The following is a 22,005-nucleotide window of genomic DNA, read 5'->3' as shown; positions in this document are numbered from 1 at the left end:
CAGCACCACTCCCGGAGCTGGGTCACGAGTTCGGCGGTGAGGGCGCGTGGGATCATGGGCGAGAGCATAGGTTGTGTAATTTCGGAGTTCAACTCCGAAATTACACAAAATCGAAGGGTGGCCTCGCCCACTTCGCTCGACGAGCGGGGTGCCCGTATCCGATGGACGGACTACTCGTTCCCAACCGTTCCCAACAAGGCGTTGCGGATCTCTCCGCCCGTTCCGCTGCCGGGGTCGGTTTCGGTGCTCTTGCGGGCGAACCACTCCAGTAGCCGGGCGGCGTCTCCGTCCTTCAGCCGCCGTGCGTGGCGGGCATGGTGCAGGGCCTCGTCGAGCCGTTTTCGCGCCAGTGCCGTGAGGGCGGCGGCGATGGCGCGGCGGGCCGCCCTCTCGGCCTGTTGCGGCCGTTCGAGGTTGCAGCCGCAGCGGGGACAGCGGGACGGGTCGCCGAGGCGGGCACGGCAGGCGGGGCAGCGTTCCACGCGTCACCCCTCCAGGTAGTAGAGGAGGTCCGCCAGCTCCTCCAGGGCGATCTTCAAGGCGTTGTCGTCGGCCGTCGCGAGGGCGTCGTTGACCGCTTCGATGTGGTCCACCAGGTCCTCGCGGTCCTCGCTGCCTGCCCCCTCCAGCAGCCGCTCCGCCTTCTCCACCAGGGCGTGCGCCTCCACCCGGCGGCGGCGCTGTTCCGGTTCGCCGCCGCTCTCCTCCTCGTCGGCCCCGCTCAGCGCCGCCACCCGCCGGCGGGCGGCGTCCATCTCGTCGGCCTCGAAGCGGGCGACGGCGTTGTCGATGGTGATCGAGTGTTCCAGTCCGCTCTCCTTCTCGCGGGCGGAGACGTGGAGGATGCCGTTGAGGTCGAGGGAGAAGGTGAGCACGATGACGTTGCCGGCGGGGACGTCGCGCAGGCCCTCGACGGTGAAGCGGCCGATCTCGATGTTGTCGAGGGCGTCGGGGGCCTCGCCCTGGTAGACGTTCACCTCGACCCGCTCCTGTCCGTCGTGGACGGTGGCGAAGGCCTCGCTCTTGGAGACCGGCACCGGCGTGTTGCGGCGGATCAGCGGGATGAAGCAGTAGGGGTAGGGCTGCCCCTCGTGGTCGCAGATGGCCGAGGTGCCGAAGGTGTAGGGGGTGACGTCGATCAGCACCGTGGGGGCGTCGGCACCGGCGATGATGGTGGCCTGGATCGCCGCGCCCATGGCGACGCAGAGGTCGGGGTCGACGTCGCCGCGGGGGGGGATGCCGAGCGCCTCCTCCAGCCGCCGCGCCACCAGCGGGGTGCGGGTGGCGCCGCCCACCAGCAGGACCTCGTCGAGGTCGGAGACGGTCAGGCCGGCCCCGGCGAGGGCGGTGTGTACCGCCTCCAGGGTCTGTTCGACGAACGGCTCGATCATCGCCTCGTACTCCTCGCGCGCCAGCTCCAGATCGAGATGGACCGGCACCCCCTCGCGCTCCAGCAGGTACTCTTCGGCGAGGGTGGCGAAGGGGCGGTCGGAGAGCGCGATCTTGGCGGCCTCGGCGGCGCGCTGGATGCGTGCCATGGCGGCCGGCGAGCCCTCGGCATCGACGCCGTGATGCTCTTTCAGGTGGGCCAGGGCGTGGTCGACGATGCGGCGGTCGAAGTCGTCGCCCCCCAGGTGGTTGTCGCCGTGGCTGGCCAGCACCTCCACCACGTCGCCCTCGAGGTTGACCACCGAGACGTCGAAGGTGCCGCCTCCGAGGTCGAAGACCAGCACCTTGCGCGCCCCCTGGTGGCCGCTCTCGTAGGCGAGCGCGGCGGCGGTGGGCTCGTTGATGATCCGCACCACCTCCAGCCCGGCGATCTCCCCCGCCTCCCGGGTGGCCTGGCGTTGGGCATCGGAGAAGTAGGCGGGGACGGTGATCACCGCCTTGCCGACCGTCTCCCCGCCGAGGTTCGCCTCGGCGACCCCCTTGAGGTGGCGCAGGAGCAGTGCGGAGACCTCCTGCGGGGTGTACTCCTGGCCGGCCATCGGCAGCCGCACCGCCTCGCCCATGCGGCGTTTGACCGAGCGGATGGTCCGTTCCGGGTAGAGGGGGTACTGGTTCTTCGCCGCCGCCCCCACCAGCAGGGCACCGTCGTCGGCGATGCCCACCACCGAGGGGAGGATGCGCTGGTCGGCGGTGACCGGCAGCACCTCCACCCGCCCGTCGCGGACCAGCGCCACCTCGGAGTTGGTGGTGCCCAGGTCGATGCCGATGATGATCTCGCTCATGGTGTTGGATTCCTTCGGTGGACGACGACCTCCGCCAGGCGCAGCGGCTCGCCGAGGTGGAGCCAGCCGCTGCGCAGCTCCTCCAGCACGATCCCCTCCGGCACCGTCTCCTCCTCGCCGTCGGCGGCGCGGGTGGCGGCCACCTTCATGCGGTGGGGGTCGAGGGGACGGCCGAGGGTGGCGATGCGCTCCAGGCGGTGGGCGTGGAAGAGCTCTTCGAGGCGCCGCCGGGTGAGGGTCTGCCCCTCCACCAGGCTGGCGATGAAACGCCCCTCGGCGGGGACCAGGCGGGCCAGGGGCGAGGGGTGGTGGCGGTCGGCGGCGCGCAGTCCCGCCTCCAGCCGGTCGTGGAGGTCGAGCAGCTCCAGCAGCAGCCGTCGCTCGGCGCGGCGCGGCGCGGCGGCGGCCTCCTCGCGTGCGCGCTCCAGGTCGCGGGCGAGGCGCTCGTTGTGCTCCTGGAGGAGGGCGACCAGGCCGCGTTGCTCCTCCAGCCCGCCCTTGAACTGCCGCGCCTCCAGCCGGACCTCGTTTTTCAGGGCGGCCATTTCGGCGAGTAGGGTGTGCAGGTCGGGGGGCTCGTCGGCGGGGGGCGGTGTCGCCTCCCACTCGTCGAGAGAGGCGGCGAGTTCCGCCAACAGCCGTTCTTTCTCTTCGGGACTCATCTCGCTCGGCTCCGGGCTCAGCCGTCGGTCAGCAGCCGCCGCAGGCGGGCGGCGTCGATGGGGCGCGGCGGGCCGCCGATATCGCCGAGGGCCGCCACCACCTCGCCGATGGTCGGCGGGGTGGTGTCGAACAGGGCGTGGGCGAGGCGGCTACGGTGGTTGCGCAACTGCTCGTAGGCGGCCTGGATCGCCTCGAAACGGGTGCGGTCGCGCTCCGGCGGGCAGTCGCGGACCGCCGCCAGATAGGCCGCGCGCACCGCCTCGTCGTCGGCGTCGCGGGGAAGGCCGAGGAGGGTGTAGGGGTCAGTCGTCATCGAACAGGTTCCGTTGTGCCGGCGCGGGGTCGCGCGGCTTGCGGCGCGGCTTGGCGGGGGTGGGGCGGGCGGGGGAAGGTTCGGGGCGTCGCCGCGGGGGCGGCAGGGGCGGCAGGCCTCCCAGGGTCATCATCTCGATGATCGCCTCGATCAGCCGCTGTTTGCCGACCGCGTTCTCCAGTTCGCGCACCAGCGGCTTGCCCAGTACCCGGTTCATCTCCTGGAGGAACGCCTTCTCCCCCAACTGCTCGACCATCGTCTCCATCTCCCGGCGCGCCTCCGCGGGCGATGGCGGTTCGGCCAGGTCGTCCCATAGCTCGTCCTCGTCCTCGTCTTCCTCGTCCCACCCCTCGAAGTCGTCGAAGGGGGTGGCGACGGCCCGCAGGAGCCGCTCGATGGCGACGGCGGTGCGCAGGTCGCCGCCGTCGCGGGCCATCACCAGCGCCTGGTGCAGGGCCTCCTCGGTGCGCTTCGGGAGATGGGACGGCCGGTCGCCGTGGCGGGCGAGCGTCTCGTAGTAGACGAAGACCGGGGCATCCGGCCAACGCTTGCGCGCGCCCGCCGCGCAGATGCGCACCAGGGTCCGGGCGCCGCAGCGCTCGAACGCCTCGCATACCAGCCGGCTGTCGGCCTCGCCGAGGGAGGCCCGCAGCGCTTTTTCCAGGGGGCGCTGCAGGAGCTCCAGCAGGCCGTGGAGTTCGTGTTCTTCCGCCTCCAGGGCGGTCACCGCCCGGGCGAGGGCCACCACCTCGGCGCCGTCGAGGCGTTTGGGCGGCGCAACGCCCAGTTCGGCGAGGGTGTGGGGGATCGGCAGCCGGTTGCGCCGCAGCTCCAGCACGAGGTGGAGCAGGCCGGGCGGGCCGCCGCCGACCAGCGCCAACCCCTCGTCGAGCAGGGCGGTGCCCTCCTTTCGCGTCCCGCTGCCGCGGTGGGCGGCGAGCGCCTGCAGAAAGTGCAGCGCCGCCCGGTCGGCCGGTTCGCGCAGCCACTCCGCGGCGGCGCTCAGCTCCCGTTGCGCCGCCGCGGACTTGTTGGCCGCCACCTGCTTGCGGGCGTGGGCGAGGTGGGCGCGGCCGAGCAGGGCATGCACGCGCGGATTGATCGGGTCGAGCGCCAACACCCGGCGGGCGTAGCCCGCGGCCTTCTTGAAGGCTCCGCCCGCCACCGCCGTCTCCAGCGCCCGCAGCAGCACCTCGGCGTCCTCCGGGAAGCGCTCCAGCGCCGCGGCCACGGTGGCCCGTGCCTCCTTCAGCTCAGCGGCGGCGAGCTGCGCCCGGACCAGCCTCAGGTAGCTGTCGCGATGGCCGGGGTCGAGCCGCAGGCTCCGCTCCAGCCACTCCCGCTCCAGCGGACCGAGGCCCTCCTCGCCGAGCGGTCCCCGCGCGTCGTCCACCAGCCGGCGCAGGATCAGTGCCGCCTTCAGTCGCGCGTCGGGTCCCTGCTGCTCTCCGTATTCGTAGTCGTCGGCCAGATCGAGCCAGGCCGTCTCGGCATCGGGCCCGAAGCCTTCCAACTCGTCGGCGAGCGCGTCGAGGCGGGTCTCCTCCGCCGCGGGGAGAGCGCCGAAGGCTCGGCCGTAGCGCGCCCATTGGGGCGGGGGGAGGTGGGGCAGCAGCCGCCGGCCGAGGGCCTCGGCCGTCCCCGCCGGGAAGAGACGGCGCTGCTCGATGAGCAGCCCGAGCAGGGCGGCGGGGGCGGGTCGTTCGCCCAGCGCGGCGAGCTTGAGCAGGAGGGGGATGGTCTTGGGCTCGATCCCCTTGAGGTCCAGCACCAGGCGGCGCATCCCGTCGTCCAGCGGGTGGAGTGCCGTCAGCCACTGCGGGGAGGGCAGGGTGGCCGCGCGCACCGCCGCCGCGAGACGGCCGAAGGGGCCGTCGGCGGTGATCTTCGCCACCGCCCGTTGCGCCTCCGCCGGCGCCTCGGTCGCCGTGTTCAACGCCTTGAGCAGCGGGCGCAGTTCACGCAGGGGGGAGCGGAACGGGATGCTCGCGGCCGCCGCATCCGCGGCGGCCGCATCCCCCCGCCCGAAGGCGGCGAACGCCTCCAGGGCGGCGGTGCGGTGGCGCAGCAGGGGGGTGTCGGCGGGTAGCCCGGCCAGCGCCTCGTCGGAGGCGGCGAGCAGGGCGGTGGCGATGCGCGGCTCCAACCCCTTCAACGCCGCGGGCTCGGGGTAGGCGATATAGAACCGCACCGCCTCCGCGGCATGGCCGCCGGCCAGCAACAGCGCCAGCTGGTCCTCGGCGGGCGGCGGTACGCCGCACCGTTCGGCCCGGTTGTCCCACAGCGCCAACGCCTCCTTGACCATCCCCTTGGCGGCCAGCTCCCGGGCGCGTCCGGCATACCCCTCGGCCAGACCGTCGAGCCACTCCGGGCGGCGCTCCCGCTTCAGCAGCTCCTTGTAGAGTTCCACTGCCTCGCGGAAATGGCCCGCCTCCTTCGCGCCGGAGGCGCGTTGGTCCAGGGTCGGGGTGTCGAGGGCCGTGGGCGCCCCACGGCCCGTTTTGCGGTTCTTCTCTTTGCGGCGTGCCATGCTGGGCTTCGCGAAGCGAGTGGACGGAAATCGAAGGGCGCAGTCTAGCCGATCGGGAGTGCCCACGCACGGGCCGCGGGGGGGAAAGGGTTGTTCGGAATCTCCGCGGGATTGTCGCGTTTGTTACAAGGTGGTCGAATAAAAGTTTAATTGAATCAATTGGTTGTAGTTGGTGCGTTCGTTGCTACGTGTGATTCCAAGACCCTGATTTCGGAGCCGAGCGTCACCATGAAAGCGAAAGAGATTGCCGAACTGCTCGACGAGCCGGCCTGCGAGCACAACAACAAGGCCAAGTCGGGCTGCTCCAAGCCCAAGCCCGGCGCCGCCGCCGGCGGCTGCGCCTTCGACGGGGCGCAGATCGCGCTGTTGCCCATCGCCGACGTGGCGCACGTGGTCCACGGTCCCATCGCCTGTGCCGGCTCCTCCTGGGAGAACCGCGGCACCCGCTCCACCGGCCCCGACCTCTTCCGCATCGGCATGACCACCGACCTCACCGAGCAGGACGTGATCATGGGCCGCGGCGAGAAGCGGCTGTTCCACTCCATCAAGCAGGCGATCGACGACTACGCCCCGGCGGCGGTGTTCGTCTACAACACCTGCGTGCCGGCGCTGATCGGCGACGACGTCGACGCGGTCTGCCGCGCCGCCACCGAACGCTGGGGCACCCCGGTGGTGCCGGTGGACGCCGCCGGCTTCTACGGTACCAAGAACCTCGGCAACCGCCTTGCCGGCGAGGCGATGCTCAAGTACGTGATCGGCACCGCCGAGCCGGAGCCGGTGCCCGCCGAGCTGCAGCGCGAGGGGATCACCGTCCACGACGTGTCGATGATCGGCGAGTACAACATCGCCGGCGAGCTGTGGCACGTGCTGCCGCTGTTCGACGAGCTGGGGCTGCGGGTGCTCGCCACGCTGTCCGGCGATTCGCGCTTCCGCGAGATCCAGACCATGCACCGCGCCGAGGCGAGCATGGTGGTCTGCTCCAAGGCGGTGCTCAATGTCGCCCGCAAGGTGCAGTCCAACTACGGCGTGCCGTGGTTCGAGGGGAGCTTCTACGGCGTCGCCGACACCTCCAACGCGCTGCGCGACTTCGCCCGGCTGATCGACGACCCCGACCTCACCGAACGGACCAACGCGCTGATCGCCCGCGAGGAGGCGCGCATCGACGCGGCCCTGGAGCCGTGGCGCGAGCGGCTGCGCGGCAAGAAGGCGCTGCTCTACACCGGCGGGGTGAAGTCCTGGTCGGTGATCTCCGCCCTCCAGGACCTGGGGATGAAGGTGGTCGCCACCGGCACCAAGAAGTCCACCGAAGAGGACAAGAAGCGTATCCGCGAGCTGATGGGCGAGGAGGCGAAGATGCTGGAGGAGGGGAGCCCCAAGGCGCTGCTCGACACCATGCGCGAATACGACGCCGACCTGCTGATCGCCGGCGGGCGCAACATGTACACCGCGCTGAAGGCGCGGGTGCCGTTCCTCGACATCAACCAGGAGCGCGAGTTCGGCTACGCCGGCTACGAAGGGATGTTGGAACTGGCCCGGCAGATCGCGCTGACCATCGAGAGCCCGGTGTGGCAGTCGGTGAAGAAGCCGGCGCCGTGGCAGTCCAGCATCGGCGCCCACGGCCAGCAGCCGGTGGGATGAGGACGCCCCTGCCTTCCCTGTAGGAGCGGCCCCTAGGCCGCGATTCCTGTAGGAGCGGCCCTTAGGCCGCGATCGGGCGAAGTGAGGCGCCGAGGGGCCTTCCGGCGGGTTTCTTTCAACCCGGCGGGAGCCACGGAAAGGGCGCCATCGCGGCCTAGGGGCCGCTCCTACAGGGGGCGGCGGTGCAATCGGATACGAAACAGGTGAGAGAACATGGCCGAGATCATCAAGCGTAAAAAAGCCCTCGCGGTGAACCCCCTCAAGGCGTCCCAGCCCCTCGGTGCCGCGCTCGCCTTCCTCGGCATCAACCGCACCATGCCGATGTTCCACGGCTCCCAGGGCTGCACGGCGTTCGCCAAGGTCTTCTTCGTGCGCCACTTCCGCGAGCCGATCCCGCTGCAGACCAGCGCCATGGAGCAGGTCAGCTCGGTGATGGGCGCCGACGACAACGTCATCGAGGGGCTCGACACCATCTGCACCAAGTCGAAGCCGGCGATGGTCTCGGTGATCAGCACCGGCCTTTCGGAGACCCAGGGCTCGGACCTCAACCGCATCGTCAAGGAGTTCCGCGCCAAGCACCCGGAGCACGCCGACATCCCGGTGGTGTGGGTCAACGCCCCCGACTACAGCGGCTGCCTCGACACCGGCTTCGCCGCCGCCCTCGGCGCCATCGTCGACCAGTTGGTGCCCGAGTCGGGGACCACCCCCGGCGCGCGCAAGCGCCAGGTGAACGTGCTTGCCGGCCCCTCCCTCACCCCCGGCGACCTGGAGGTGGTGAAGGAGATGGTGGAGTCCTTCGGCCTGCGCCCGCTGGTGCTGCCCGACCTCTCCGACTCCCTCGACGGCCACCTGATCGACGCCGACTTCTCGCCGGTCACCGTCGGCGGCACCCCGGTGAGCGACATCCCGCTGCTCGGCGACTCGGCCGCCACCCTGGTGATCGGCCAGTCGCTCTACGGCGTCGCCGACAAGCTGCACAAGAAGACCGGGGTGCCCGACTACCGCTTCCCCCACCTGTTCGGCCTGGAGGCGGTGGACGCCTTCGTCGCCGCGCTGCACGAGATCTCCGGCGAGCCGGTGCCGCCGCGGCTGGAGCGCCAGCGCGCCCAGCTCCAGGACACCATGGTCGACACCCACTTCATGCTCGGTCAGGCGCGGGTGGCGGTGGCCCTCGACCCCGAGCTGCTCTGCGCCTTCGCCGACCTGTTGCAGGGGATGGGTGCCGAGGTGGTGGCCGCGGTCGCCCCGGCGCGCGGCCCCGGCCTGGAGGCGATCGCCACCGAGGCGGTGAAGATCGGCGACCTGGAGGACCTGGAGTGCGCTGCCAAGGAGGCCCGCGCCCAGCTGATCATCGGCAACTCCCACGCCGCGCAGAGTGCCGACCGTCTCGGCCTGCCGCTGCTGCGCACCGGCTTCCCGCAGTGGGATCGCCTCGGCGGCTACCAGCGGGTGTGGGTCGGCTATCGCGGCACCCGCCAGGCGCTCTTTGATCTGGCCAACCTGATGCTGACCGACCACAGCCACTCCATCGCACCCTACCGTTCCATCTACAAAATGCCGGAGACCATGGGCCATGAGCGTTCGACGTCACCTGCAACTCATTGACGACGACGTGGAGCTGGGCGACGACGCCCTGCGCGTCGCCTTCGCCACCACCGACCGCCGCCGGGTCGACCAGCATTTCGGCTCGGCCCGCTCCTTCGTCCTCTACGACGTGGGTGTCGACGGCCACCAGATGATCGGGGTGAGCGAGTTCGGCTCGTTGGCCCAGGACGGCAACGAGGCGAAGCTCTCCGACAAGTTCCGCCTGCTCGAAGGGGTCGACGCGGTCTACTGCGCGGCGGTCGGTCACTCGGCGGTGCAGCAGCTATTGGCCCGCGGCATCCAGCCGATCCGCGTCCCCGAAGCGACCGCCATCGAGGAGCTGATCGGCGACCTCCAGCGCGAACTGGCCGGCGACCAGCCGCCGCCGTGGCTGGCGCGGCTGCGCCGCCAGAAGGGCGAGAGCACCGACCGCTTCGCCGAGATGGAGGAGGAGGGGTGGGAAGAGTAGTGCCGTACTTGCTCCGGCGCCTGGTCAAGGTGCATTCCCGTAGGGCGGATTAGCGCCAGCGTAATCCGCCGGGATCGGGGGCACCTTCGCCGAAGGCAGCTTCGACGTGGCGGATTACGCTGGCGCTAATCCGCCCTACGAAAGACTCAACACAATCCCAACGGGAGCTTAGAAATGTCTGATGTGATGATTGCCGCCGACGACCCGATCCTGGAGTCCGATTTCATGGTCGAGATGGTGCGCCAGATGCGCGCCCTGGACAGCTACGGGGTGTGGGAGGGGCTGCCCACCAACGAGCTGCTCGACCCCTTCGTGCTGACCAAGGAGCGCAAGCGCGAGATCCCGGTGGTGGGCGATCCCGACGAGGAGACCCTCTCCCGGGTGCAGGCGTTCTACAACGCCATCGCGGTGCTGATCGAGAAGGAGTGCGGCAAGATGGCCGTGCCGATGGTCCACCTCAGCCACGAGGGCTTCGGCCGCGCGCTGATCACCGTCGGCAAGCTGGTGGTGATGGACAGGACCCTGCGCGACGTCCACCGCTTCGGCTTCGAGTCCGCCTCGAAGATGAAGACCGAGGCCGACAAGCTGCTCTCGGTGGCCGTCGAAATCATCGGCGAGCACTCCGACGTCGCCGGGATGTAGGCGCCTCGGATAGGCCCTGGAAATTTACGCGGAGAACGCAGAGACGCAGAGTGCGCAGAGATTCGAAGGGCGTTCGCATTCCGTATTTCTTCTCTGCGTTCTCTGCGCCTTTGCGATCTCTGCGTCCATCACGAGGAGTTTGGAAAAATGACCGAAGACGAGTTGAAGGCGCTGCGCAAAGAGGTGAAGAAGGCCAAGCGGATCGCCACCGAGAAGGCGGGCGAGGTGCATGACCTGGTGGAGGATCGGCTACCGGCCGCCTTCGAGGAGATCCCGGCGCTGGCCAAAGAGTGCTACGACGCCTGCGCCGCCTGGAAAGAGGCCAACGATCGCCTGGAGGCCGCCGAGGCGGCGGGCTGATTTTTTGGGCAGGGGATGAAAAACGCGGAGAACGCAAAGACGCGGAGAACGCAGAGATGAACCGGCAATGCATGAGATTGGGAAGGCGCGCCTTCCGTGGGCGGCGCTCGTTCAGGATCGAATATTCTCTTTTCTTTGCGTTCTCTGCGTCTTTGCGTTCTCCGCGTTGATCACGAGCTTTTGATTATTTGTTTGATATTTCTTAAGGCACTGGAGAGAACGATGAGTGAGACGATTACCGGTATCACCCGCGGCGGGACCGAGTGGACCCCCGCCTTCGTGGTGTCGATCAACCAGAAGACCTGCATCGGCTGCGGCCGCTGCTACAAGGTCTGCCCCCGCGACGTCTTCGACCTGATCGAGCGCGAGATCGATGAGGACGACGAGGATTACGATGACGATTTCGACGACGACGTCGCCATGGTGATGACCATCAAGGACGCCATGGACTGCATCGGCTGCCAGGCCTGCGCCAAGGTCTGCCCGAAGCAGTGCCACACCCACGAGCCTTCGGGTCTCGCCGCCTGAGTGCTTTGAGGGTCGCTCCCGCTGCGGGAGCGGCCCTCCCCCGTTTCAACGGGTCGCCGTCCTCCCCGGGTCCATCCCTTCGTCGATTTCGCGACAATTGTCGCAACTCCTACCCTTTCCACCCTCTTTTGCGACAATTTCAGGACGGATCGCCGCCGATTCCGTGAATCGAATACGCGAATTCTTTACCTGTCTGTAGTGGCTCTCACGTCTTTTCTGTCGGGTATCCCTTATTTTTATGTAGGAATTGGCCGACTCTTTGCACTATCTCCACCATTTCGTCATCCGATTGTCATCTTGAGGGGAGGGTCGGCAATGGAGGAAACGCTCACCGCAAGCCAGGTACAGGCCCATCTCGATCTCATCTGGATTCTCGTTGCCGCCAGTCTGGTGCTGTTCATGCAGGCCGGCTTCACCGCCCTGGAGTCGGGGCTGACCCGCGCCAAGAACACCATCAACGTGGCGATGAAGAACATCACCGACTTCATCATCGCCGTGCTGATCTATTTCGCCGTCGGTTACGCGCTGATGTTCGGCGAGGATGCCGGCGGCTGGATCGGCCTCTCCGGTTTCGCCCTCCACGGGCTGACCGAACCGATGGACTATGCCTCCTTCGTCTTCCAGGTGACCTTCGCCGGCACCGCCGCCACCATCGTCTCCGGGGCGGTGGCCGAGCGCATCCGCTTCATCGCCTACGCCATCGTCAGCGTCGTCGTCAGCGGCCTGATCTATCCGATCTCGGGCCACTGGATCTGGGGCTCCGGCGGCTGGCTCGCCGAGATGGGGATGGTCGACTTCGCCGGCTCCACCGTGGTCCACTCCCTCGGCGGCTGGGTGGGACTGGCCGGGGCGATGATCCTCGGCCCGCGCCTCGGCCGCTTCAACGCCGACGGCACGATCAACAACATCCCCGGCCACAGCCTGGTGCTGGCGGTGATCGGCGTGCTGGTGCTGTGGTTCGGCTGGTTCGGCTTCAACGGCGGCTCCACCCTTACCGGCAACGTCGAGGTGGCGCGGATCATCGCCAACACGCTCCTCGCCGCCGCCGCCGGCGGCCTCTCCTGCTTCCTCCTCTCGCTGGTGATCAGCGGCGGCGAGGTGCACATCGAAAAGCTGCTCAACGGCGTGATCGGCGGCCTGGTGGGGATCACCGCCGGCTGCGCGGTGGTCGAGCCGGGCGGTGCGGTGATGGTCGGGCTCACCTCCGGGGTGGTGGTCTACGGCGCCGAGTGGGCGCTGCTCCACTGGCTGCGGGTGGACGACCCGGTCAATGCCATCCCCGCCCACGGCTTCTGCGGCGCCTGGGGGACCCTCGCACTCGCCTTCTTCGCCCCCGAGGCCAACCTTCCCGCCGGCGACATGTGGCGCCAGGCGGCGGTGCAGGCCCAGGGGGTGCTGGCGGTCTTCGCCTGGGGCATGGGCACCGGCGCGATCCTCTTCGGCCTGCTGCGCACGTTGCGCTTCCTGCGCGTCGACCCCGAGGGCGAGCAGCGTGGCCTCAACGTCCATGAGCACGGCGCCAGCACCGGCTTCCTGGAGACCATGCAGCTGATGAGCGGCATCGCCGGCGCCCAGGGCGGTGGCGAGGGAGACCTCACCCGCCGGGTACCGGTGGAGATCGGTAGCGAGGCGGGCGAGCTGGCGGGGATCTTCAACCGGCTGCTCGACACCTATCAGTCCACCGTCGCCCAGATCAAGCAGGGGGTGAACCGGGTGGCCGACTCGGCGAAGACCATGCACGAGGCCGCCGCCGCCATGGAGCAGGGGGCGGGCGAGCAGCACCGGCGCACCCGGGAGGCGAGCATCGCCGCCGACCAGCTCGCCGCCAGTGCCGACGAGGTTGCCCGCTCGGCGGCCGAGGCGTCCGCGGCGGCGCAGCTCGCCGACCGCCAAGCCGATGACGGGCGGACGGTGCTCGACCAGTCGATGGCCGCGCTGGAGCGACTCGCCGGCGAGGTGGAGGGGGCCTCGGAGGTGATCCAGCGCCTCGGCGCCGACACCGAGAATATCCACACCATCATCGAGACCATCCGCTCGATCGCCGAGCAGACCAACCTGCTGGCGCTCAACGCCGCGATCGAAGCGGCCCGCGCCGGCGACCAGGGGCGTGGCTTCGCGGTGGTCGCCGACGAGGTGCGCCAGCTGGCGCAGAAGACCCAGCACTCCACCGAGGAGATCCAGGCGATGCTCCAGCGGCTGCGTGGCGGGGTCCATGATGCGGTCAGCGCGATGGCCGGCGGCCGCGGCCAGGCCCACGCCAGCGTCGAGGCGGCCGGCCGCGCCCGCGAGGCGCTGGGGGCGATCGTCCACTCGGTCTCCACCATCTCCACGCTCAACGCCACCATCGCCGGTGCCGCCGAGGAGCAGCGCACCGCGGTGGCCGGGATGAGCGGCAACATCGCCCAGGTGGCGGCGCTGGCCGAGGGCAACCGGGTGGGCGCGGTGGCCAGCGCCGAGCGTAGCGACGGCCTGCTGGAGGTGGCCGACCAGTTGTGCCGGCTGCTCGAGCGGTTCAAGGTAGGGGAAGGGTTGGAATCGCTGCCACCGGTCGCCGTCGGTGCCTGAGGAGGAACGGTCCATGGAACTCGCAGATACCCCGGACGCCGGCCACCAAGCGCTCCCCGGCGACGCAACGGGCGGCGCGGACGACCATGAGGAGAGCCGGCGGCTGCTCGCCCACATGCCCGACGTGGTGAGCTGCCGGCAGACCCTGACGGCGCTGGGCAAGTGGTGGCAGAAGGTGACCCTGATCGGCAAGATCAACAGCCTCGACATCGCCCCCACCCTGATCGGCGACATGGAGCTTACCAAGCGCCGTTTCGAGGAGCTGCAGGTCAAGTTGATCGACAATCTGGTCTACGAAAATCTGCGCAAGCTGGAGCAGGAGGCCGGGGCGCGGGCCCAGGTGACCATCGACATCCTGATCCGCAACCTGTTCGAGCGCACCGCCGACGTCGGCTTCCTCGCCACCGACGACGACCTGCGCGCCTTCCTCGCCGACCGCGGTGACGAACCGGGCGCCCGGCAGGCGGTGGTCGAGCGGCTGCGCGAGTACACCCTCAAATACAGCGTCTACGACGAGATCCTGGTGCTGGACACGGAGGGGCGGGTGCGCGCCCACCTCGACGCCGACAACCCGGTGGCGCAGAGCCGCGACCCGCTGATCGCCGAGACCCTGAAGAGCGGCGCCGAGTATGTCGAGACCTACCGCTGGTCCGACCTGCGCCCCGACCACCCCCGCTCGCTGATCTACTCCTGCCCGATCCGCGCCGACAACCGCGCCGGTTCCCCGGCGCTCGGCGTGCTCTGCCTCTGCTTCCGGCTGGCCGACGAGATGGTCGGGGTCTTTGCCAACCTCGCCCGCGCGGGCGAGCTGATCGCCATCCTCGACCGCGAGGGGCGGGTGATGGCCGCCAGCGACCAGGCGGTGCTGCCGGTGGAGAGCCGGGTGACCCTCAGTCACGAAGGGGTCCGGCTGGTACGCCACGACGGACGCGAATACCTCGCCTGCACCCGCGCCACCCACGGCTACCAGGGCTACTTCGGCGGCGGTTGGCTGGGACATGTCATGGTGCCGGTGGCGGAGGCCTTCGCCGCCGGCGGCGAGGAGGAGGGGGCGGCGACCAAACTGGCCGAGGACTCCCAGCTCTTCTCCCGCGACCTGCGCTCCATCAGCCACAACGCCTCGATGGTCACCGACGACCTGATCCTGGTGGTGTTGAACGGCCAGATCATCTCCGCCAAGCGCGACGCCGCCGAGTTCATGCCGGTGCTCGACGAGATCCGCAACATCGGCAACGCCACCCAGGCGGTGTTCGACAGCTCGATCGCCAACCTGCGCGAGACCGTCATCACCTCGCTGCTCAACGAGGTCCGCTTCCAGTCCTTCCTGGCGGTGGACATCATGGACCGCAACCTCTACGAGCGGGCCAACGACGTGCGCTGGTGGGCACTCACCAGCCGCTTCCGCGAGCTGCTCGCCGGCGGGGTGGACGACGGCGCGCGCCAGACCATCGGTGAGATCCTCGCCTACATCAACAACCTCTACACCGTCTACACCAACCTGCTGGTCTACGACGCCCACGGAGCGGTGGTCGCCGTCTCCAATCCCGAGGAGGCGCACTGGGTGGGCCAGTCCATCGGTGACCACCCGGGGGTACAGGCGGCCCTCGGCCTGCGCGAGTCGCAGCACTACCGCGTCTCGCCGTTCGCCGCCACGCCGCTCTACGGCGATCGCCCGACCTACGTCTACCACACTTCGATCCGCGCCCCCGGGCCCGCCGCGCGGGTGGTGGGCGGCATCGGCATCGTCTTCGACGGCGAGCCACAGTTCCGCGCGATGCTCGACGACGCACTCCCCCGCGATCCCCGGGGGATGCCGCTGGCCGGCGCCTTTGCGCTGTTCGCCGACCGCGACGGGCGGGTGATCGCCGCCACCGAGGCGGGTCCCGCGGTGGGCAGCACCCTCGACCTGGACGAACGTTTCCTCGCGCTGGGCAACGGCGAACGCCTCTCCGACCTGATCACCTTCGCCGGTCGCAGCTACGCCGTGGGTGCGGCGATGTCCCAGGGCTACCGCGAGTACAAGACCAGTGGGGACTACGACAACGACGTTGCCGGTCTGGTCTTCGTGCCGATCTGACGCCGCCGGCCACCCGCTATCGTGGCTTGCGCTGCGGTGCGCACGGCGCGTTCCATAGGGCGGCCTGCGGCCGCCGCGGTCTTTCCGCCGGCACCGCCTCCGGTATTTGATCTACTGTTGCCGCGCCTCGAAAGGCGTCTTCACCGTGATGGCCGGAGGTGAGAGCGGACGCGGGCGGAGGGTGTGCCGAGGTACGAGGCGCACCGCTTCCCGACAACGCAATCGTATCCGGATATCTCGGTTTGACGGCATAGAGATAAATTGCATTTCATGTTTTGGACTACAGCTATTTGTTATTTCATATAGTGAATTTCCTACAAGCCGATAAGAAAATGGGTGTTGTCCTTGTGCGGCCTTGAATCAATGTGAGTGTTCGGGTTAATTATATGCTTGATGACTTATTGATAACTCACTGGGGAGCGGGAATTATAAGAAGCCTTGAATAGGCACTGTCGAAAATACAAAAAGGGAGTCTCACTTATGGATCGATCGAAGTTGTCATATTTCGCTTTTCGCTTTTCGCTTTTCGCTTTCCGCGCTGACGCTCCTGTCGTCTGTGCTCTTCGCCCCTAACGCCTGGTCGACGCCGGAGGGTATCCCCGACGCGATTGACGCCGAGCTGATCGTCAACGAGGTGGCCCCCCAGGGGCGGCAGAGCGAAATCGAGTGTCGTTTCCACTCCCGAGTCGGTCTCCTGCCGGATACCCGCCTGACCCTCGGACTGCCGGAGGACGCCCGGGTGATCGGTGGTACCGATCACCTTGATTACCCCCTCGCCGACAGCGAATCGGCGAGCTTCACCGCCCGTGTGGTGTTTACCGGCAAGGGGTACAAGGAGGTCCGCTGCGTCGCCGCCTCCGACTCCCACTTTCACCGGGGGGCCGCCGCCATCCAGTATCTCCACATCGGTCCCGACCGATCGACCGTCGGGGCGCACCCCTTCGACCCTGCCCGTCCGCTCTCCGTGGTATGGCCCGACGGTGCCTCGGTGGTCCGGCTGCCCAGCGAGGAGAACTACCCGGTCCCCCATCGCGACACGCCGCCGCCGGACGCCCCCATCGAGTTGGCGGTCGGCCAGACCCTCGCCGACATGACCGCCGACGCCGGGCAGTCTTCCCGTCGCTCCGTCAGCATGACCGTCAACGGGCGTTTCCAGTTTACGCAGGTGGCCAACAGCTCGACGCTGCTGTCGGAGGTGGCGCTGGTGGAGATCGTCGATGCGACCGACAACAACGTGCTCCACTCCTGCTATACCTCGATGCAGGGCTACTACTCCTGCGGCCCCTTCACCCTCAGCGGCAATGCCGTGCGTGTGCGCTGGTCTCCCTACTTCAGTTATCTGGGGGACGAGTTCATGGTGCTGAACCCGGAGATGGGAACCGACAAGAAACTGGACAATACTTGGTCCTTCACCACCGGAAAGATCTACGCGCCGATGAACGGGAGCTACCAGATCGGCACCTACATCGTCGATATGAATACACCGCCCCAAGGGACCTACGTCGCCTTCAACCTTCTCAAGGATATCCTCGATGTGTGGCGATATATCTACAACGAGGCGGGTGTGTACGAGTCGCCGGTGCAGACGGGCGGGTCGGCGATCGTGCAATACCATTGGGATTATTTACATGGTTACGCCGTCCCTACCCACTATGACTTCTACGACGACCGTATCTATATGGATGGTAGCGCGGATGGTGCGGGTGACCGGTATGTGGCCGCGCACGAATACGGTCATGCGGTAATGCGGTACATGTACTATCCGTCGTATCCGAATGCTGTGAATTGCGCATCTCACCATATCTACAGCGAGTCCAGTGTCGGCTGTGCCTGGTCGGAGGGGTGGGCGGAGTTTTTGGCCATGCTGCCGCGGTCGGACGGGCTCTATCGCGGTCACAACGTGGAGGCCGCCAGCTGGGGCTACAACGATGGGCACGCATGGCAGAATGGCCCCGCCGTCGAGGGGCGGGTCGTAGGCTCCCTCTGGGATCTGCTTGACAACGTTGCCGACGGATACGACCAGTACAGCGACGGCAACATCCGGCGCATTTGGGAGATCGTCCATGACGATCACCCGATGACTTTCCAGGCGTTCATCGACGCGTGGGTTGCCCGTGGATACCCGGTGGCCGGTCCGGCCAATTCGCTCTACCAGAACACCATTCAGTAGGGGTGGAAATGTCCGACAAGGCGGTCAAATCCCACGTGTCCGGGCTATTGGCAATGGCATTTTCCGCTTTCTTTTCGATAGCGGAATCGGGGCAGATTGAACCTCATGTTTGCGACAACTATTCGTGGGGGCTTTCTGTCGATGGGACGCTCTATCAATGGGGCGGAAGCGGATATTCCACGCCTCTCCGGGTTCCGTCGCCGGTGGTCCTTCCACGCCCGGTGAGCCGGTTCGCCTGCAGTCCGTGGCACTGGCTCGCCCTCGACGACGCTGGAACCCTGTGGACGAGCCCAGCGGAGGCGGATTCCCGGCCCTACGTGATCGCGACCGCGATCAGCGGCGTGGTACAACTCGTGGCGGGAAGCGGCTTCTCGATGGCGGTCCTCGACGACGGTTCGGTCTGGATGTGGGGCGATACCGCCATGTGGGGACTCCCCCTGCCGCCCGATGGCGAGGCGATTCGCGTGGTGGCGCTGGAGGGGAGCCGCCGGATCGTCGCTCGTCAGACCGCGTTCTCCAACGAACAGCTCCTGGTGGCTATCGGGCTCGACGGGAGCCTGCGCCAATGGGACGTCGGCGACGCCTATCGGGGGCAGCCGCCGCTGGAGTTGCCGCTTCCGCGGCCGGTGGTCGACGCCGCTGTAAGCTACGTCCACGCACTGGCGTTGACTGACGACGGGCACGTTTGGAGTTGGGGTAGGGCGAACACGGATGGGCAGCTTGGGCTGGGGGATCTCATAGTGCGCGATGTGCCAACCGAGATCCCCGGGTTCTCCGGGATGCAGGCTGTGGCGGTGTCCGATTCGTCCAGCTATGCGCTGGATGGCGATGGAAACCTCTGGCGCTGGGGGTTTATTCCCACCGTTGCCCGTGATGACGGGGTGTGGGATGGCGTCAAGCAAGGGACGCCGGTGCAGTTTGAGGGGCTCACCGGGGTTGTAGCGATCAACGCCAGCCGGGGACGGGTCTTCGCGGTGACCGCTGACGGTGCCCTGTGGGCGTGGGGGCGCAACGACTACGGCTGGTTGGGCGATGGCACCAGGGAGAGCAGTGTCGACCCGGTACGGGTGATCGGCTTCGGCGAGGACGCCCCGGCCTCGCCGTTGCCACCGGCTCCGATGCTGGCAGTCAATACGGAGCCGGGAGCGGTGACCGTAACGGTGGAGGCCGACGATCTGCGCAACGGCCTGCTTCTTTTCTATGCCCCCTATCCCGACGCCGGTTTCGTGGATCGGATATCCGTGGACGAGCGGGTGTCGCGCTTCGAACTCCCCTCCGGATCGGCCTACTACGTCGGGGCGGCGATCGACGATTCGCGGGCGGGGATCGGGATCTCGGCCCTCTCCAACGTCGAGCACTTCGTCGTCCCTTGACGTTTCCTCCGTGTATCGGGGTGAGTCATCCCCGCGGAGTCGCAATGATCACCGTCGTTGCGACTCCGCGGCCTTTCCGTCGGCACTGCCGGTAGGCGTGTAATCCGCTGTTACGGCAGGCGCGACCCCTTTCCCTGTACAATCGGTAGCCAACGATTGGCGAGAGGGTGGGGTCTGTGAACACGATCGACGGCGATGTGCTTTGGATACTGGGTTGCGGCTTCCTGGTGGTGCTGATGCAGGCCGGCTTCACCTGCCTGGAGAGCGGGCTGGTGCGGTCGAAGAACAGCATCAACGTGGCGATCAAGAACCTCGCCGACTTCTGCGTCTCCTTCGTCCTCTTCTTCCTCTTTGGCTTCGCCCTGATGTTCGGCCCGTCCAACGGCGGATTGATCGGCAGCGGCTGGCTGCTCGGCGCGGAGCCCTCCGCCCATGACTACGCCTTCTTCTTCTTCCAGGCGGTGTTCTGCGGCACCGCAACCACCATCGTCTCCGGCGCGGTGGCCGAACGGATGCGCTTCGTCGGCTACCTGCTCACCGCGATCCTGCTCGCCGGGGTGATCTACCCGATCGTCGGCCACTGGGCATGGGCCCACGCCGCCGACGGCTCGCCCGTCGGCTGGCTCGCCCGCCTCGGCTTCGTCGACTTCGCCGGCTCGACCATCGTCCACTCGGTGGGGGGGTGGGTATCGCTCGCCGCGCTGCTGGTGATCGGCCCGCGTCTCGGGCGGTTCGGCGAAGGGGGACGGCCGGTGGAGGGGCATAGCCTGCCGCTGGCCGCCCTCGGCGTGTTTCTCCTCTGGTTCGGCTGGTTCGGCTTCAACGGCGGTTCCACCCTGGAGATCAACGACCGCATCCCGCTGATCATCGTCAACACCACCCTGGCCGGTGCCGCCGGCGGCGTGCTCGCGCTCGCCACCAGCTGGCTGCGCGATGGCCTGCCGCTGGCCGACCGGGTGATGAACGGGGTGATCGCCGGGTTGGTGGCGGTGACCGCTGGCTGCAACCTGCTCACCGCCCCCGCGGCGCTGCTGGTCGGCGCGGTGGGTGGGGTGGTGGTGGTCTACAGCGCGCCGCTGCTGGAGCGGCTGGGCATCGACGACGCCATCTCCGCGGTGCCCGCCCACCTCGCCGCCGGCATCTGGGGGACCCTGGCGGTGGCGCTGTTCGCGCCGGCGGGGAGCTGGGGGACGATGGCGCGCGGCGAGTTCCTGCTGGTGCAGGCGGCCGGCGTGCTCGCCGTCGGGCTGTTCACCTTCGGCGTCAGCCTGGTGGTGCTGAGCGCCCTCGACCGGGTGGTACGGCTGCGGGTCACCCCGCGCGACGAGCGGATCGGGCTGAACGTCGCCGAGCACGGTGCCACCACCTCGATCCTCGACCTGATCACCCAGATGGACCAGCAGGCGCGCAGCGGCGACTTCACTCGCCCGGTGGAGGTGGAGCCGGAGACCGAGGCGCATCAGATCGCCGCCTTCTACAACGTGGTGCTGGAGAAGTTCAACCTGGAGACCGGGCGGCGCCACTCCGCGCTGCGCAAGCTGGAGCAGTTGGCCAACTACGACACCCTCACCGGCTTGGCCAACCGCCGTTTCTTCTTCGAGATGGTGCGCCGGGCGCTGGCCCGCAGCCGCCGCAACGGCAGTGGCGGGGCGGTGCTCTACCTCGACCTGGACGGCTTCAAGCGGGTCAACGACACCCTCGGCCACGAGGCCGGTGACCGGGTGCTCAAGGAGGCGGCGGTACGCATCGCCTCCAGCGTCCGCGAGAGCGACCTGGTGGCGCGCCTCGGCGGCGACGAATTCGCGCTGCTGATGGAGTCCCCCGATATCTCCCCCGGTTCGGCGGCGAGCGTCGCCGAGAAGTTCATCGAGGTGATCGGCGATCCCTTCCAGGTGAACGGCGAGACCGCCCACCTGGGGGTCTCGGTGGGGATCGCGCTGTTCAGCGGCGACCACCCGGTGGACGTCAAGGTGATCGTTCGCCAGGCCGATCACGCGATGTATGCCGCCAAGCTCGCGGGCAAGGGGATCTACCGCTTCCACGGCGACGAGGCCGAGCCGTTGCCGTCGATGGTGTAGCGCCCGATGGCGATTTCGTTTTTGACGAACGTTCCCTTGTCCGCTGCTGCCACGCCGGTGTCAGTAGCGGGTCGCTACACTGGCCTCCCTTTCATCAATACGAGGCCAACCCCATGACTTGGATCACCCCCGTCTCCCCCGAACAGGCCGACGGCGTCGTCGCCGAGGTCTATGCGGCCGCCCGCGCCGCCTGGGGCGTCGTCCCCAACGCCTTTCTCGCCCTCTCGCCGAGCCCGGCCACGCTGGAGACGCAGTGGCACTTCATCCAGTTCTGCATGGATCACCCCACCTTCGGTGCGGAGATGCAGACCTGGTTGCGGATGCTGATCTCGCAACAGGTCTCCTGCCGCTACTGCGTGGACGCCAACGCCGGTATGTTGGCCGAGCTGCACGGCCGTAGCGCCGAGGAGATCGGCCGCGGCCGGGAGGACCCGCAGTCGATCCCGTTGCCGGAGCGGGAGCGCGCGCTGATCCGCTTCGCCCTGGATCACTTCCGCGGCGAGCGGGCGGCGGACCCGGCGGTGGTGGCCGGGCTGCGTGCGGCGGGGTGGAGCGAACAGGAGATGCTGGAGATCCTGGTGATGGCCACCCGGCAGGCGCAGGTGGATGCGCTGTTCAATACCCTGGCGGTGGAGCCGGAGGCGCACTGAGCAGGTCGCCGACGCAAACGGAGGCACCGGCGGGAAATCTGGTCCGCCTCCTCCCCGAGCGGTACGCCCCGTTCGGTGAGTGGCTCGCCGCTTTGGCCCCGCTGCCTCCGTTCGTGTCGGCGCGTTAGCGCCGA

17 protein-coding genes are annotated in these 22,005 nt (G+C 68.3%); 12 read left to right on the top strand and 5 right to left on the bottom strand.

Going from position 1 to position 22,005, the window contains the following annotated elements; translation table 11 throughout:
- Window positions 1-170: 170 nt before the first annotated feature.
- Genes ACYQ2W_RS19045 through ACYQ2W_RS19025 form a run of 5 tightly spaced genes read right to left on the bottom strand, consistent with a single transcriptional unit; the run spans window position 171 to window position 5,737 of the window.
- Window positions 171-482 carry a hypothetical protein gene (locus ACYQ2W_RS19045; RefSeq protein ID WP_459870740.1) on the bottom strand — a complete coding sequence of 104 codons (312 nt, stop codon included), beginning with the start codon at window positions 480-482 and terminating at the stop codon, window positions 171-173.
- A 3-nt stretch (window positions 483-485) separates the two neighbouring features.
- Window positions 486-2,231, bottom strand: a complete 1,746-nt coding sequence (locus ACYQ2W_RS19040) for an Hsp70 family protein (RefSeq protein ID WP_459870737.1) — start codon at window positions 2,229-2,231, stop codon at window positions 486-488.
- Entirely contained in the window at window positions 2,228-2,893 is a 666-nt protein-coding gene (grpE, locus tag ACYQ2W_RS19035; protein WP_459870734.1) for a nucleotide exchange factor GrpE, read from the bottom strand. Before grpE ends, ACYQ2W_RS19040 begins: the two co-directional genes overlap by 4 nt.
- 17 nt (window positions 2,894-2,910) lie before the next feature.
- Window positions 2,911-3,207 (bottom strand): J domain-containing protein, encoded by a 297-nt coding sequence (locus ACYQ2W_RS19030; protein ID WP_459870732.1) that lies wholly within the window; start codon window positions 3,205-3,207, stop codon window positions 2,911-2,913.
- Complete coding sequence (locus ACYQ2W_RS19025; protein ID WP_459870729.1) at window positions 3,197-5,737, bottom strand: tetratricopeptide repeat protein; 2,541 nt, start codon at window positions 5,735-5,737, stop codon at window positions 3,197-3,199. The genes ACYQ2W_RS19030 and ACYQ2W_RS19025 overlap by 11 nt, the downstream gene beginning before the upstream one ends.
- 228 nt (window positions 5,738-5,965) lie before the next feature.
- Here ACYQ2W_RS19025 and nifE point away from each other — a divergent pair, with 228 nt between their 5' ends.
- From nifE to ACYQ2W_RS18965, 12 genes are all read left to right on the top strand, one after another.
- Entirely contained in the window at window positions 5,966-7,375 is a 1,410-nt protein-coding gene (gene nifE, locus ACYQ2W_RS19020) for a nitrogenase iron-molybdenum cofactor biosynthesis protein NifE (protein ID WP_459870727.1), read from the top strand.
- 213 nt (window positions 7,376-7,588) lie between these two features.
- Window positions 7,589-8,980: a nitrogenase iron-molybdenum cofactor biosynthesis protein NifN gene (gene nifN / locus ACYQ2W_RS19015; RefSeq protein ID WP_459870725.1), complete on the top strand. Its 1,392-nt coding sequence runs from the start codon at window positions 7,589-7,591 to the stop codon at window positions 8,978-8,980.
- Window positions 8,949-9,428, top strand: a complete 480-nt coding sequence (locus ACYQ2W_RS19010; RefSeq protein ID WP_459870722.1) for a NifB/NifX family molybdenum-iron cluster-binding protein — start codon at window positions 8,949-8,951, stop codon at window positions 9,426-9,428. The genes nifN and ACYQ2W_RS19010 overlap by 32 nt, the downstream gene beginning before the upstream one ends.
- A gap of 174 nt (window positions 9,429-9,602) precedes the next feature.
- Window positions 9,603-10,070 (top strand): NifX-associated nitrogen fixation protein, encoded by a 468-nt coding sequence (locus ACYQ2W_RS19005; protein ID WP_459870719.1) that lies wholly within the window; start codon window positions 9,603-9,605, stop codon window positions 10,068-10,070.
- A gap of 147 nt (window positions 10,071-10,217) precedes the next feature.
- On the top strand, window positions 10,218-10,430 hold the full coding sequence (locus ACYQ2W_RS19000) for a CCE_0567 family metalloprotein (RefSeq protein WP_459870717.1): 213 nt from the start codon (window positions 10,218-10,220) through the stop codon (window positions 10,428-10,430).
- 222 nt (window positions 10,431-10,652) lie between these two features.
- Window positions 10,653-10,958 (top strand): ferredoxin III, nif-specific, encoded by a 306-nt coding sequence (fdxB, locus tag ACYQ2W_RS18995; RefSeq protein WP_459870715.1) that lies wholly within the window; start codon window positions 10,653-10,655, stop codon window positions 10,956-10,958.
- Between the two features lie 315 nt (window positions 10,959-11,273).
- Window positions 11,274-13,523 (top strand): ammonium transporter, encoded by a 2,250-nt coding sequence (amt, locus tag ACYQ2W_RS18990; protein WP_459870712.1) that lies wholly within the window; start codon window positions 11,274-11,276, stop codon window positions 13,521-13,523.
- A gap of 13 nt (window positions 13,524-13,536) precedes the next feature.
- Entirely contained in the window at window positions 13,537-15,600 is a 2,064-nt protein-coding gene (locus ACYQ2W_RS18985) for a cache domain-containing protein (RefSeq protein WP_459870709.1), read from the top strand.
- A gap of 556 nt (window positions 15,601-16,156) precedes the next feature.
- Entirely contained in the window at window positions 16,157-17,770 is a 1,614-nt protein-coding gene (locus ACYQ2W_RS18980) for a gluzincin family metallopeptidase (protein ID WP_459870707.1), read from the top strand.
- A gap of 203 nt (window positions 17,771-17,973) precedes the next feature.
- Window positions 17,974-19,143: an RCC1 domain-containing protein gene (locus ACYQ2W_RS18975; RefSeq protein WP_459870705.1), complete on the top strand. Its 1,170-nt coding sequence runs from the start codon at window positions 17,974-17,976 to the stop codon at window positions 19,141-19,143.
- Window positions 19,144-19,319: 176 nt separating this feature from the next.
- On the top strand, window positions 19,320-21,221 hold the full coding sequence (amt, locus tag ACYQ2W_RS18970) for an ammonium transporter (RefSeq protein ID WP_459870703.1): 1,902 nt from the start codon (window positions 19,320-19,322) through the stop codon (window positions 21,219-21,221).
- A gap of 113 nt (window positions 21,222-21,334) precedes the next feature.
- The gene (locus ACYQ2W_RS18965) at window positions 21,335-21,871 is read left to right on the top strand and encodes a carboxymuconolactone decarboxylase family protein (RefSeq protein WP_459870700.1); all 537 of its coding nucleotides are present in this window, start codon (window positions 21,335-21,337) and stop codon (window positions 21,869-21,871) included.
- Window positions 21,872-22,005: the final 134 nt, after the last annotated feature.

The organism is Endothiovibrio diazotrophicus (genome assembly GCF_054657215.1).
This window is presented reverse-complemented; position numbering and strand designations above follow the sequence as displayed.

Coding starts and splice junctions, on each gene's coding strand:
- ACYQ2W_RS19040 (WP_459870737.1), bottom strand. CDS start 2,231: ATGAGCGAGATCATCATCGGCATCGACCTGGGCACCACCAACTCCGAG.
- grpE (WP_459870734.1), bottom strand. CDS start 2,893: ATGAGTCCCGAAGAGAAAGAACGGCTGTTGGCGGAACTCGCCGCCTCT.
- ACYQ2W_RS19030 (WP_459870732.1), bottom strand. CDS start 3,207: ATGACGACTGACCCCTACACCCTCCTCGGCCTTCCCCGCGACGCCGAC.
- ACYQ2W_RS19025 (WP_459870729.1), bottom strand. CDS start 5,737: ATGGCACGCCGCAAAGAGAAGAACCGCAAAACGGGCCGTGGGGCGCCC.
- nifE (WP_459870727.1), top strand. CDS start 5,966: ATGAAAGCGAAAGAGATTGCCGAACTGCTCGACGAGCCGGCCTGCGAG.
- nifN (WP_459870725.1), top strand. CDS start 7,589: ATGGCCGAGATCATCAAGCGTAAAAAAGCCCTCGCGGTGAACCCCCTC.
- ACYQ2W_RS19010 (WP_459870722.1), top strand. CDS start 8,949: ATGAGCGTTCGACGTCACCTGCAACTCATTGACGACGACGTGGAGCTG.
- ACYQ2W_RS19005 (WP_459870719.1), top strand. CDS start 9,603: ATGTCTGATGTGATGATTGCCGCCGACGACCCGATCCTGGAGTCCGAT.
- ACYQ2W_RS19000 (WP_459870717.1), top strand. CDS start 10,218: ATGACCGAAGACGAGTTGAAGGCGCTGCGCAAAGAGGTGAAGAAGGCC.
- fdxB (WP_459870715.1), top strand. CDS start 10,653: ATGAGTGAGACGATTACCGGTATCACCCGCGGCGGGACCGAGTGGACC.
- amt (WP_459870712.1), top strand. CDS start 11,274: ATGGAGGAAACGCTCACCGCAAGCCAGGTACAGGCCCATCTCGATCTC.
- ACYQ2W_RS18985 (WP_459870709.1), top strand. CDS start 13,537: ATGGAACTCGCAGATACCCCGGACGCCGGCCACCAAGCGCTCCCCGGC.
- ACYQ2W_RS18965 (WP_459870700.1), top strand. CDS start 21,335: ATGACTTGGATCACCCCCGTCTCCCCCGAACAGGCCGACGGCGTCGTC.